General features: G+C 58.8%; 10 protein-coding genes. 5 read left to right on the top strand and 5 right to left on the bottom strand.

Annotated elements, in window-relative coordinates:
- Positions 1 to 9: 9 nt before the first annotated feature.
- Positions 10 to 1,026 carry a sialidase family protein gene (locus tag MJA45_RS27605; protein ID WP_315605096.1) on the top strand — a complete coding sequence of 339 codons (1,017 nt, stop codon included), beginning with the start codon at positions 10 to 12 and terminating at the stop codon, positions 1,024 to 1,026.
- Between the two features lie 42 nt (positions 1,027 to 1,068).
- The gene (locus tag MJA45_RS27600) at positions 1,069 to 3,795 is read left to right on the top strand and encodes an exo-alpha-sialidase (protein WP_315605095.1); all 2,727 of its coding nucleotides are present in this window, start codon (positions 1,069 to 1,071) and stop codon (positions 3,793 to 3,795) included.
- A 5-nt stretch (positions 3,796 to 3,800) separates the two neighbouring features.
- On the opposite strand, the gene MJA45_RS27595 is transcribed toward MJA45_RS27600, so the two are convergent.
- From MJA45_RS27595 to MJA45_RS27585, 3 genes are all read right to left on the bottom strand, one after another.
- Positions 3,801 to 4,301: a TVP38/TMEM64 family protein gene (locus tag MJA45_RS27595; protein WP_315605094.1), complete on the bottom strand. Its 501-nt coding sequence runs from the start codon at positions 4,299 to 4,301 to the stop codon at positions 3,801 to 3,803.
- Positions 4,302 to 4,371: 70 nt separating this feature from the next.
- Positions 4,372 to 5,076, bottom strand: coding sequence for a phosphatase PAP2 family protein (locus tag MJA45_RS27590; RefSeq protein WP_315605093.1), 705 nt, complete (start codon positions 5,074 to 5,076; stop codon positions 4,372 to 4,374).
- A gap of 1,050 nt (positions 5,077 to 6,126) precedes the next feature.
- Positions 6,127 to 7,602, bottom strand: coding sequence for a phospholipase D family protein (locus MJA45_RS27585; RefSeq protein WP_315605092.1), 1,476 nt, complete (start codon positions 7,600 to 7,602; stop codon positions 6,127 to 6,129).
- Between the two features lie 171 nt (positions 7,603 to 7,773).
- Between MJA45_RS27585 and MJA45_RS27580 the strand changes: the two genes are divergently transcribed.
- Positions 7,774 to 8,901 carry a glycerate kinase gene (locus MJA45_RS27580; protein WP_315605091.1) on the top strand — a complete coding sequence of 376 codons (1,128 nt, stop codon included), beginning with the start codon at positions 7,774 to 7,776 and terminating at the stop codon, positions 8,899 to 8,901.
- A 228-nt stretch (positions 8,902 to 9,129) separates the two neighbouring features.
- On the opposite strand, the gene MJA45_RS27575 is transcribed toward MJA45_RS27580, so the two are convergent.
- Positions 9,130 to 10,026, bottom strand: coding sequence for an RCC1 domain-containing protein (locus MJA45_RS27575; RefSeq protein WP_315605090.1), 897 nt, complete (start codon positions 10,024 to 10,026; stop codon positions 9,130 to 9,132).
- A gap of 158 nt (positions 10,027 to 10,184) precedes the next feature.
- Complete coding sequence (locus tag MJA45_RS27570) at positions 10,185 to 10,439, bottom strand: hypothetical protein (RefSeq protein WP_315605089.1); 255 nt, start codon at positions 10,437 to 10,439, stop codon at positions 10,185 to 10,187.
- Positions 10,440 to 10,627: 188 nt separating this feature from the next.
- Between MJA45_RS27570 and MJA45_RS27565 the strand changes: the two genes are divergently transcribed.
- Together MJA45_RS27565 and MJA45_RS27560 are read left to right on the top strand one after the other, a co-directional pair.
- Positions 10,628 to 11,272 (top strand): GNAT family N-acetyltransferase, encoded by a 645-nt coding sequence (locus MJA45_RS27565; RefSeq protein WP_315605088.1) that lies wholly within the window; start codon positions 10,628 to 10,630, stop codon positions 11,270 to 11,272.
- Positions 11,273 to 11,274: 2 nt separating this feature from the next.
- Entirely contained in the window at positions 11,275 to 12,291 is a 1,017-nt protein-coding gene (locus tag MJA45_RS27560) for a phosphotransferase (RefSeq protein WP_315605087.1), read from the top strand.
- The last annotated feature ends 269 nt before the right edge of the window (positions 12,292 to 12,560 follow it).

Here is a 12,560-nt window from a genome sequence, read left to right as displayed (position 1 = left end):
GAAAGAAAGATGGACAACCAAATTCTGTTCGCCGCGGGAGACCTCGGCTATCATACTTACCGCATTCCGTCCCTGCTCGTGACGAAGGAGGGAACGGTGCTCGCTTTCTGCGAGGCCCGGAAGAACGGGGCCGGGGATGCCGGCGATATCGATGTCGTGCTCAAGCGGAGCTTGGACCACGGAAAGACATGGGAGCCGGTCCGGGTGATCGCCGATGAGGGTGCGAATACGATCGGGAACCCGTGTCCGGTCCAGGACCGGGAAACGGGAACGATCTGGCTGCTGCTCTGCCGCAACGCGGAGGATGGCCATGAGAAGGACATCCTGGCGGGAAAAGCCGCACGGGATGTCCTGGTGATGAAAAGCGACGACGACGGCCTCACGTGGTCGGAGCCTCGCGACATTACGGCCGACGTCAAGCGGCCGGGGTGGACCTGGTATGCGGCCGGTCCGTGCCATGCGGTCCAGCTGCAGAGCGGCCGCCTGCTCGTGCCGTGCAACCATGCGGTCTTGAACCCCGAGACCGGCACGTCGGGCCCGTATACGGCCCATGTCATTTACAGTGACGATCATGGGGAGACGTGGCGGATCGGCGGCATCGCGGGAGAGTACACGAATGAATGCGCGCTCGCGGAGCTGCCTGACGGCTCGGTTTATTTGAATATGCGGAGCTATCACGGGAAGAATCGGCGCGCTGTCTCCTGGAGCCGGGACGGCGGGCTCACCTGGTCGGATCTGATTCTCGACGAAGCGCTGATCGAGCCGGTCTGCCAGGGCAGCCTGATTGAGGACGGGAGCGGGGGCGTGCTCTTCTCCAATCCGGCCGGCACGAAGCGGGAGAACCTGACGGTCCGAAGAAGCTCTGACGGGGGCCGGACCTGGACCGTGCTGAAGGAGCTTCACAAGGGGCCTGCCGCCTATTCCGATCTCGCCGTCGCGGCGGACGGAACGATCCTATGCCTTTACGAATGCGGCGAGGAGCGGCCTTACGAGCGGCTGGTGCTGGCACGGTTTGACGGTCAGTAAGTTCTCAAATCCTTATACGGAAACGGAAAGGAGCTTAATGAGATGCGGAGAAGAAAGGCGATCCTCCTATGCTTCCTTGCCTTTATGCTGGTCCCGATTTCCTTTGCGCCAATTGGCAGCGGACCTTTATCGGCGGCAGCGGCCGCGCAGGGAGAGGAGCCGTATTTCACGAACCTGGATCTATTCAAAGGGGGAACGGAAGGCTACCATACGTTCCGGATTCCTTCCCTGCTGACTACGAAATCCGGGACGGTGCTGGCTTTTGCGGAGGGACGCAAAAACAGCGCCGCCGATAACGGAGATATCGACCTGGTGCTCAGGCGCAGTCTAGACCAGGGTCGGACCTGGCAGCCGTTGCAGGTCGTTTGCGATGCGGGTCCCGACACGTGCGGCAACCCGACGCCGGTTCAGGATGAAAGCACGGGCCGGATATGGCTTTTTGTTACTCAAAATTACGGTCCGGATACATACGGAGCCATTGTGAACGGCACGAGCCGCGGGGTCCGGACGATCTGGAGCGTCTACAGCGATGACGAGGGAGCGACCTGGTCGGAGCCGGTCAACCGCTTCAGCGAGGTTCAGGACCCCGGAACTCGATGGGACGGAACCGGTCCGGGAATCGGCATCCAGCTTCAGCAGGGGCCGGCCAAAGGGCGGCTCCTGATCCCGGCGATTGACCGGAATATCCAGAGCGACGATCATGGCGCGACCTGGTACCAGAGCGGCAGGCTGCCGGCGGGCCTGGGAGAGCCGACCGTGGCGGAGCTGTCGGACGGCACGCTGATGCGCAATGACCGGCTGTCCAGCCACCAGGAAATAAGGCGGCGCGGCATATCGACCAGTCGGGACCAAGGCGCGACCTGGTCCCCGATCTCCTATGATCCCGTCCTCCTCGACCCGATCTGCGAAGCTAGCCTTATCCGGTATGAGCCCGCCGATCCCAGCAGCCGCATCGTGCTGTTCTCCAACCCGGCCGACACGATGGTCCGGGAAAACATGACGGTGCGGGTCAGCTATGACGACTCGCAAACCTGGCCGACGGCCAAAACCGTCTATAAGGGCCCTTCCGCCTATTCCTCGCTATCGGTGCTTCCGGACGGGAAGGCGGCCCTACTCTTCGAGGGCGGCGAATATACGCCCTATGACAAGATCATGTTCGCGGTGTTTAACTTCGCCTGGTTCCAGACGCCGGAGGCGGACTTGGATGACGTTCAGTTTTCCGACGGCAGCTTGACCCCCATGTTTCGGGGGGATATCACCGACTACCAGCTGGCCCTGTACAGCGGAACCGAACAATTGTCGGTGACACCGGTTACGGACAACGACGCCATCTCCATAGAGGTAAACGGCGAGCCGGCGGAGGCTGGAAAGCCGAAGACGATCACGCTGGGCGGTTCGGAGGCGATTGCCATCAAGGCGCGGCTGGGCGAGAGAACCAGGAGCTACACCATTCATCTGGAGCGGAACCGGCCGGTGCCGGAGCTGCTGCTTCATTGGACCTTCGATCAGACGGAGGCGGACGGGATTCCAGATACGAGCGGGAAGGGGCATACCGGGCTCATGAGCAGCGGCGCGGATCTGCGTCCGGGGCTGGACGGAAATGCGCTGTACTTGAACGGCGCCCGGGCTAACGTGCAGATGACCAACGTGGAGGACCTGCATCCGGAGGCGGACAACTTTACGTTCTCGGTATGGGTCAACCCGGAAGCGCTCGTACAACAGCGGCACATTATTTATTGGTACGGGCTGGCCGGGAAATACCCGCAGTGGTGGTGTGCCGTGGAGAAGAACGGGGCGGTCCGCATGAACCTGTTCGGGATGCCGGCCGGGAAGGAAGTGGGGGTGGCCACAGCCGGGGGGCTCGTCAAAACGGGCGTCTGGACCCACCTTACCTTTGTCCGGGACGGCTCCGTCAATAAAATCTACGTCAATGGCGAATGGGCGGCGACCTCCGTCCAGTACGACGGGCCTTCCATGAATGTTACGAACCGCAGCACCCCGCCTCTTCTAGGCTACGATAAAGGGACCGCGGCCAATCGGGACTGGCTGGGCTCCATGGATGAGCTGCGGATGTACCGGTACGCGTTGAACGATGCGGACATTCGCAGGCTTTTTGGGAGCCTAGATGAGACGAAGCCGGTCACCGAGGCCGTAACGGAGCCGAGGGAACCGAACGGGACGAACGGCTGGTATACCTCGGACGTCACGGTCACGCTGTCCGCCACGGATAATCTTTCCGGAGTAGCCCGTACGGAATACCGGCTGAACGGCGGGGAGTGGAAGGCTTACCGAGGTCCTTTTGCCGTAACCTCGGAGGGAGAGAACAAGTTGGACTACCGGAGTATGGACCGGGCGGGCCAACTCGAAGAGACGAGGAGCCTGACGCTCCGGATAGATAAAACCGCCCCCAGCCTCACCATAGAGCCCGATCCGGCCGGGATGTGGCCGCCTAACGGCAAGTGGGTGCCGGTCCGCGCTGCCGTCGATGCGGCAGATGGCGTCTCGGGAGTGGCTTCCGTCACGCTCGTTTCGATCATGAGCAGCGAAGCGGAGGGGAGAATGCCGGAGGAAGATATCCGGGAAGCGGACTTCGGAACCGACGACCGGGAATTCCTCTTGCGGGCGGTACGGAACGGAGAAGGAACGGGGCGGGTGTATACGATCGAATACAAGGCAGCGGACTTGGCCGGCAACACCGCAAGCGGAACGGCAGCCGTGACGGTTCGTCACGACGCGTCCCCGCCGCCGGCCGAGCTGCCTGGCCGCTAGGCTAGTCAGAGCCATCCCCGCAGAACGGCAAACAAGCTGTGCCCGGCCCAGATCTCTGCGGCCACCGAAGGGGCCTTTCCGGCTACGGTGGCCAGCATGAAGCTCGTCACGTTCATCCGCGTCCACGCAGCGGCGAAGGTGATGAGGCCGGAGGGCAGGAAGGGTGCGACCCGGGCCGCCAGCAGCAGCCAAAACTGCCGGACAGGAGAGGCTTCCGCAAAAGCCCGGCTCCATCGGCCGTCGAGAGAGTCGGTGCGGCGAAGGGCCCGGATGCCCTTCCGGTACAGCCAGTAGGAGACATACGCGCCGAGTGCTTCCCCTGCCAGCGAGACGGCAAAGCCAAGCGGAAGGCCGAACACGAGGGCATTGGCCGCGGACAGAAAAAAAGAAGGAATCACCGCCGTCAGGCTGATTCCCACACTAAGGAGCAGGCTGGCCAGAATCGCCCATACGCCGAAGCTCTTCAGCCATTGGGCGGTTTCCTCCGCTTGAAATAGGGTTTCCACGGTCTAATCCTCCGGTTATCGACAAGTTAAGAAGAGAGGGGAGTCCCTTGATAAAGGACTCCTGCTTGATCTAGCCTTTGGCCGCCGTAGAGGCGGTCTTTTTGCGCGGCAGGCGGAGTCCCGCCAGGGCAGGGAGCACCCACCCGGCCAAGGCAAAGGTCAGCTCGGCCGTCAGGATGGCCCCCGCCGCATCAGCGAGGACGTGCTGCCGCACGAGCACGGTTGACACGATCACGGCCGCCGCCAAGGCCGCCACGAGCAGCCGGGCTTTCCATCCAAAGACGCGGGCGCCTTTGATCATCAAGTAGCTGGTCAACACGTGGATGCTCGGAAAGCAGTTAAAGGGCCGGTCGGTGGCGTAGACGAAGCCGAGCAGGCGGTTGAAGAAGCCGGTCTCCGGCAGGTCGGGCCGGGCGACGGTCGTTTGGAACACGGCGTAGACGCCGTAGCAGACGACAAGCCCCAAGCAGAGGCCGAGCAGCGTCCGGTAGTAGGCGGCGGGACTTCGGCGCAGAATGGCGAACAGCGTAATGAAAATAAACGGATACCAGATGAGGTAAGGGATGGCGAATACGGGAAGAAAGGGCAGGCGCTCATCCCACGCGGTGACCAGTGAATAAACCTCGGCCCCGGGTCGGTTCAGCAGACCGTAGCAGATATTCAGTACAGGAATGGCGAGAAGCCATAACAGGGGCAGATAGGGAGCCCAGCGGCCGGAGGCCCGTCGGGAGGAATTCAGGCTGCCGGTGTGACCAGCCTGTAAAGAAACTTTCATGGTTTTCATCTCCAGGTCAATCAAATTTTTCGTCAAGCGATTATAAATTCTCTGCTAACCCGTCTATATTCCTTCATACTATGCCGTTCTCCTGCACAGGATTGGGAGAGCGAGTCTCTTTTTGTGCCGCTCCTGCTACTGGGGGACGTTATCGCTCCTTGCGCTGGCACCCAATGTCGGCGTGTGACGTTACCTAACGGTGGTCCATGGTAACGGTCGGCTTGCCACGTACTCATCTTATCCGAAACATCTTAGTTTCCAAGTAGGGAAAACCTGAAGAAATTCTAAAGAAACGGCGGGTTCCCTTTTGCCAACACGGGGATGGCCGTTGGGCTGCTTGGAGGTCTTTCGCTGCTGAGCGGGGTGCTGGTTTCGTTCTTAATCCGCCGCCGCCGGAAAGGAGCCGTGCTGCTCTCTATGGCTATAGTATTTCTCATTCTCTTCTCTATTAATCTGGTGAATTCAAACTTTAGATGAATAGTCCTAGGGATGCCCGGCATTCATTGCGGAAAAGGCTCTGGTGCGTTATCCGGCACCATTCTAGCAGGATTATGAGGCTGGAGCCCCGGCAAGCCGCTAAACTTTAACGGTTTGGCGGCCAACGTAAACCAAGATCGTTCCCCCGTTTGGCTAACGAACTCCAGTATCGTTAAGGATGTTTGATACGGCCACATCCGGTAACGGAACGAATCCTGGTATCGTTATTTCGGCGGAAGACCCCGCTTTTGCCCGTGATGGGACCGAATAACGATAGGGCGGTTCGTCAGAATGGAAAACCAGCCCAAAACCGGCCAATAGGGTTATGACGATTCGTTAGCTGGACGGAGGCGTACAGACGGGACCGGCCTGTCGAGGGAGACGGTCCGTACCTGGAACGCCCGGGAGCAGCACCGAAGAACCCTCCGGGATATCCGGAGGGTTTTTTAACAGGGAAGCCGGCTCAGCAGCCGTTACAGCCTGGGGCCTTATGCGTCCGCTAGGTTAGTTGGAGAAGCAGCGTAGAGGCGATAACGACCGCGGGAAGGCGTAATTTCTTCTACCCACAAGGCGTTAGAAGGTCGTAAAGCCGAGGAACGTCTGCACGGCGTAGGCGGCCTTTTTGAGGGGCACGGTTTTGTCCCGGTAGGCCTCGTAATCCAGGGTGAATTCCGCCCCCTCGTTGTTCCACAGCCGGTCAAAGTACCGGCGGACTTCCCCGGCCACCTCGCTGTCCTTTGGCGCGGTTACGCCGAGGTTGGTTTCGAGATTAAGGTCGTCCAGGTTGCGCTTCGTGAAATTGGCCGATCCGTTGTGGATGACCACCCCGCCGGGTTTATCGATGAACAGGAGCTTGGTGTGGTACTGCTCCTTCCCGGTGTTGTACCAGCGGACGTGGATGTTCCCGCCGGACTTGTCCAGAAGCTCGGAGGCGACGGGCCGGTTGGGGATTCCGATTTTGTCGCGGCCAAAGGCGTTCTGGTTCGGGTCGAGGATCAGGTTGACCTCGGCCCCCCTTTTGGAGGCTTCCAGCAGGCCGTCGATGATTTCGCGGTCGGCCAGGTAGAACATGCCCATCCACACCTTATCCCCCGCTCCGGCCTCGTCGAGCGAACGCAGTACCTGCCGGTAAATGCCGCCCTCCGTCAGCAGCTGGACCCGGATGTCGCCTTCTTCCTTTCCTTCGGCGGTGTAAGCCGGCACCTTGGGGCCGCCTCCCAGGTTAATCGCGGCCTGCTCGCTTGCGAGCACATCGGCGATGAGAGGGCCGCTCACCTGCAGGGCGGCGTTGGAATGATTGGCGCTTGCGTCATGGGCGTTGGCGGACGGGATGATGACCGTTTTGTCGGTGGCGATGACTTTGCGGTGATTGGCTTTGACATTGAACAGCTTCATATAGGATCTAACCGTAATTTTTGGGGCGGTATCCGCCATCGGGTTCTTGAGCCAGCCGTCCCCCGCTTGGCCGAACCATTGCAGGAACGTGCGCCATACGCCTGAATAGAGAGGGGTGGAATCCCTCAGCGGATCGACGTCCGTGATGACCGTATCGATGCCGTTCGCCTTCAGCTGCTCCAGATTCGCGGCGGCGTGGGAGCCGTAGGTCGTGTTTACTTCATCGGTGATGAAGACGATTTGGAGGCCGGGCACGGCTTTTTTGCGGGCAATGAGCTTCTCGGTCAAGGTTTGGCTTAAGGGCGGGAAGGACTGGTCATGGTCGTAATATTCGTTGAATAGAAAAATGTCGAGAACAATAAACTTCTCCGCCTCGTCCACCGCTTGAAAAACTCGATTATAAATGCTCTGCTCCTGTTTCTCGGTACCTCCCTGCTTATACGTAAGATCGTAAAGGAAGTCGATATCCTTCACGCGGTGAACGGGCCCCTCCACGGACAAACCGGCCGGAAGCGGCTTATGGGTGTTATAGTAAATGACTCCGCTCAATAGCAAAATCAAGGCAAGAAGCGGAAGAAGGACGCGCGCGACTTTTCGTCGGGGGCGCCCGGCCCTCTTGACGGGAACTCGGGTTTGCGGTTTGCTGACGGCCATAGCGATCCTTCCTCTCCTAGTGACTGCCGGACTTGGACGAAGCTTTTTTCGTAAAAAGCTCCGTAACTGACTTAAGGTTATGTACCGCTTCCGGGGGAGGGCTGAAACAGGAAGAGAATGGCGGTATAATAAAAGGAAGACTTTCAACTTACCCAAAGGTGGCGGAAAACTATGAAAATTGTCATTGCCCCGGATTCCTTCAAAGGCAGCCTGTCCGCCCGGGAAGCGGGACTTGCCATCGAGCGCGGCGTTCGCCGGGCCATTCCCGACTGCGAGACCATCATCGTTCCGATGGCCGACGGGGGCGAAGGGACGGTCTCCTGCCTGGTGGAGGCCACGGACGGCCGTCTCGTGCAGACGACCGTGAAGGATCCGCTCGGCCGGGAGGTTCAGGCGGAGTTCGGCATCCTGGGCGGCGGAGAAACCTGCGTGATTGAAATGGCCGCTTCCTCCGGCCTTTACCTGATCGGCGCGGAAGAACGGAATCCTCTGCTCACCACGACGTACGGCTTCGGCCAGTTGATCAAGGCGGGGCTCGACGAGGGCTGCCGGCAGTTCATCCTTGGGCTCGGGGGGAGCGCGACGAACGACGGCGGGGCCGGGATGCTCCAGGCGCTGGGCGCCGATCTGCTTGATAAGGACGGCCACAACGTCGGCTTGGGCGGGGCGGAGCTCGCCCACGTTACCGACATCCGCACGGAGCTGATGGACCCGCGGCTCATAGAGAGCACGTTCATCGTGGCCTGCGACGTGGGCAACCCCTTCTGCGGCCCGAACGGCGCCTCCTATGTGTTCGGGCCGCAGAAGGGCGCCACGCCCGAGATGGCGGCGCAGCTCGACGAAAGCCTCGGGCGTTTTGCTGACGTGATCGAGCGGACGAGGGGCTACGCCATCCATGACATCCCGGGCACGGGAGCGGCCGGCGGCCTGGCGGGAGGCATCCTCGCCTTCCTGAACGCGGGCCTCGACTCCGGCATCGACATCGTCATGGAGGTGACGGGCCTCGAGCGCCGGCTCGTGGACGCCGATCTGCTCATCACGGGCGAGGGCCGCATCGACAGCCAGACGGCGGAGGGCAAAACCCCGTGCGGCGTCGCGCGCCTCGCGAAGAAGCACCTCGTGCCGGCGATCGGGCTCGCGGGCTCGGTCGGCGGCGGCATCGAGGCGCTGTACGAGGAAGGCCTCGCCGCCGTCCTCAGCATCGTGAACGGCCCGATGACGCTCGAGGAGGCGATGAGCCGCACCGCCGAGCTGCTGGAGCAGGCTTCCGAGCAGGCGGTTAGGGTATATAACTGCTGACCGGGCTTGAGCCGGTCAAGGCCGGCTCAGCTGAAAGCGGAGGCACCCTGTGCTCTATGGAGCAGGCGGGTGCCTTTTTGCCGTTAAAAGACAGGAGGATGATTTCTTGAGATACTATAACCATTTATGCATCCCTTAACGGGACGGAAGAGATAGACGGCTTGTTGTGTCGCATAAGCGATGCAGCCCTTTTATCCGTTTGGAAAGTTTTGGGTATCCATAGTAAATCTATTTACCCGGAAGCCGGATGCCGCGCCAGGCGCTTACCTCGCATTGACCGTATTGATTATCCCCTACAGCCATCATCGTGCCGTCCGATTTAAGACCAACGGTATGGACACAACCCGCCGCAATCGCCACCATATCGCGCCAATCCGTTACCTTACATTGGCTATGCTCATTCCAACCCACCGCTACCACCGTACCGTCCGATTTAAGGCCGATGGTATGGCTGCTGCCTGCCGCAATCGCAACTATCCCGCGCCAGGCACTCACATCGCACTGGCCGTATTGATTATTCCCCACCGCCACCACTGTACCGTCCGATTTAAGCCCGACGGTATGAAGGTAACCCGCAGCGACCACCCTTATGTCGCGCCAGCCCTTTACCTCGCATTGGCGGTACCGATTGTTACCGACAGCCGTCACCGTGCCGTCCCCTTTAAGACCGATGGTATGCCAGTCACCCGCCGAGACAGCCACAATAGTATGCCAGCCGGTTACCTCGCATTCCCCTTCCTTATTTCGGCCTGCGGCTACCACCGTGCCATCCGATTTAAGCCCAATGGTACGACGCCAACCGGCCGCAACCGCTACAATATGTTGCCAGTCGGCTACCTCGCATTGGCCATGCTGATTCCAGCCCACAGCCACAGCGGTACCGTCCGATTTTAGACCAATGGTATGGGCATTTCCCGTGTTCGCCGCCATATGAACATTACCAGCCGCGACCGCCACAACATCACGCCAAGCACTTACATCACACTGGCTATATTTATTATCACCCGCAGCCACCACCGTACCGTCCGATTTTAGACCGACGGTATGGCGACGACCTGCCGCTATGGTGTTTCTAGAGTACGGGTTCGCCTTTACCAACGATTCAATCGGTGTTGGGTAATCCATGTCTTACCTCCTTGAAACCTAGTTTATTGTTAAACCGACTCTACTCCGGGCAGATGCCGGACCCAGCTCACGCGCAGCTTTAAGTTATGCTCTTTGTGACAGTCGGGACAGGACAAAGCTCTCCCTCCCCAGGATGTTATTGTGCGTCATTCCACTCCTTATGTATAAAATACCATCATAAATATCACCATGCTTCCTATAAAACAAATGCCACTAGTTGCAAATGATGAGACCACACCTGGTTGTTCTTGAGCTTTTAACTCAGCAGCCTTGGCGAATCCATATAAACCCTGAAAGAGAGTCATAAACCCCAAGTAAACACTCAGATTGCCACCGGCAAAGAAAACAAATGCTACAGACACTAGCGTAGCTAATGCAAACAAAATCTTAAAAAAAGAAACGGCTCGCTTCATGTGACCTCCCTGGTTACATTATTTTCCATCACCATAAGTATACAAAAGGGATTCCAATATATGTATATTTCATTTTAATAGAGAGGAAGCCGTCTCCGAAGGGAAGCTTGGGCATAACGAAGCTCTCCCTATTTTTTCCTGAACCATCATGCTACGATCCGTTTTAAAGAAAGGCGGGAGGAACGGAGATGAGCAGGGAAACAGACCGAGGCGGTGCGGCCGGAGGCTTGGTGATCGAGTGCAGGGACATTCTTTTGCGAGGGTTTAGGGCGGAGGACCTCGAGGCCTTTCATGCCCTTACCTGGCAGCCCGAAATTCATAGATGGCTGCCGGGCTGGAATGTTCCTCTTGAAACGAGAAGAGATTGGCTCCTAAACTATGAGATCAAGGAAAACCAAGAGGTGGAACGGTCGCTTGCCACAACGGGCCGCATTCAGGATCTTCGCCTGCGTCTTGGGATCTGCACGAAGGATACCGGAGAGTTTATTGGATGGTGCTGCTCAGGAATCAAAGAGGAGCTCCCTCCTCCTAACCGGGAGATCGTCTATGCCATTTCAAGAGACTACCGGGGAAAAGGATACACCACTCAAGCAGCCGAAGGCCTTATCCGCTTTCTTTTTACCAGGACGGAAGTGGAATGGCTTGCCGCCGTTGCCCTGCTTACGAACACTCCCTCCAACCGGGTGATTGGGAAATGCGGGTTCACCCTGGTCGGGCAGATGGAGATTAACGATGAGGGTTATAATCATTACCTGCTGTGTCGAAGCGAGTGGGAGGGGAGGCAGCCTGGAGGCAAAGGGGAGAGAGGGATATCTCGGAACGAAGGAGGCTGAAAATGGAGAACGAGAAGCCTTGGGCTAAGCTGTGTTCAGACCTTCAGCTGGGCGAACCAACCGGCGTACCGGAGGCCGTTTCGGGTGGCCTCCTGCACCGGTTGGTTGCCCTGGATACCACGCGCGGAAAGTACGCGGTAAAAAGGCTGAACCCGGGGATCATGGCCAGGCCGGAGGCCAAAGGGAATTTTGTCCGGTCGGAGCGGGTCGCTTGTTTGGCTTTCCACGCTGTGCCGGCTCTACCTGCCCTGTTGAAGAAAGGAACGGCTCTACAGGAAATCGGGGGACACTTCTATCTGGTCTATCAATGGGTAGATGGCCGGGCCTTGAAGCCGGATCAGCTCACGGAAGCGCATGCGGAGAAAATGGGGACGATTCTGGCCCGGCTGCATGAAACGGATTTTACGGAGCTGGACCTTCCGCCGGAGGCCCCCCCGGGCGTCCTGTCGTTTCCTTGGGAGACTTACCTTAAAAAGGGGATCGAGGCCAAGGCCGAATGGGCGAAACCGCTGTTGACTGTTATCGGCTGCCTGTACGATTGGCAGGATCAAGCGAATGGGGCAGCCAATCGTCTAGACGGGGAGAGGGTGATCAGCCATCGGGATCTGGACCCCAAAAATGTTCTTTGGCAAGGGAACCAGCCGACAGTCATCGATTGGGAGTCCGCCGGCTGGATTCACCCGTTATGCGATTTGGCGGAAACGGCGGTTTACTGGTCGCAGGACGGAGCCAGATACACGAACGATGCCCGATTCCGGGCGTTCCTAAAGGGCTACGGAGCCATCAAAACCGGAGGGGAGGCCGATTGGAGAACGGTCCTGGAAGACGGCTTCGCGGGACCGCTGGCTTGGCTGGACTATAACCTGAAGCGTTCTTTACGAATGGAAGGCTCGGATGAAGAGGAACAGCAGCTGGGCACGCGTCAGGCGGTCCAGACCTTGGATACCCTCCAACGCTATGCCAACAGCCTCCCGCGGTTAGAGAGCCTTCTTCATGGGGGTGTGGACCGGAACGGTTGACGATGGACTCATTAGCGATAACCGGGTTCGTTAGAGAGGACAGCGGCCCAACTTCAACCATAAATCGGCTGGAAAGAATTTTAACCTGAGAGCCGGTCTGAAACGGGCAACTGGGGGTTAGTGGTAAAACCGTGACGGACCTCCATCTGAAACTGTCATAATAAGCAAAGACAGCAAAAGGACAGGAGGAAACGGGATCGAAAAGCTTAAGGGAGTTCTGCCCCTTATTATCCTTGGTATTCTAACCTACCTATGCTATAACGTGCTGG

It is taken from the genome of Paenibacillus aurantius (assembly GCF_032268605.1).
Lineage (GTDB): Bacteria > Bacillota > Bacilli > Paenibacillales > NBRC-103111 > Paenibacillus_AO > Paenibacillus_AO aurantius.
This window is presented reverse-complemented; position numbering and strand designations above follow the sequence as displayed.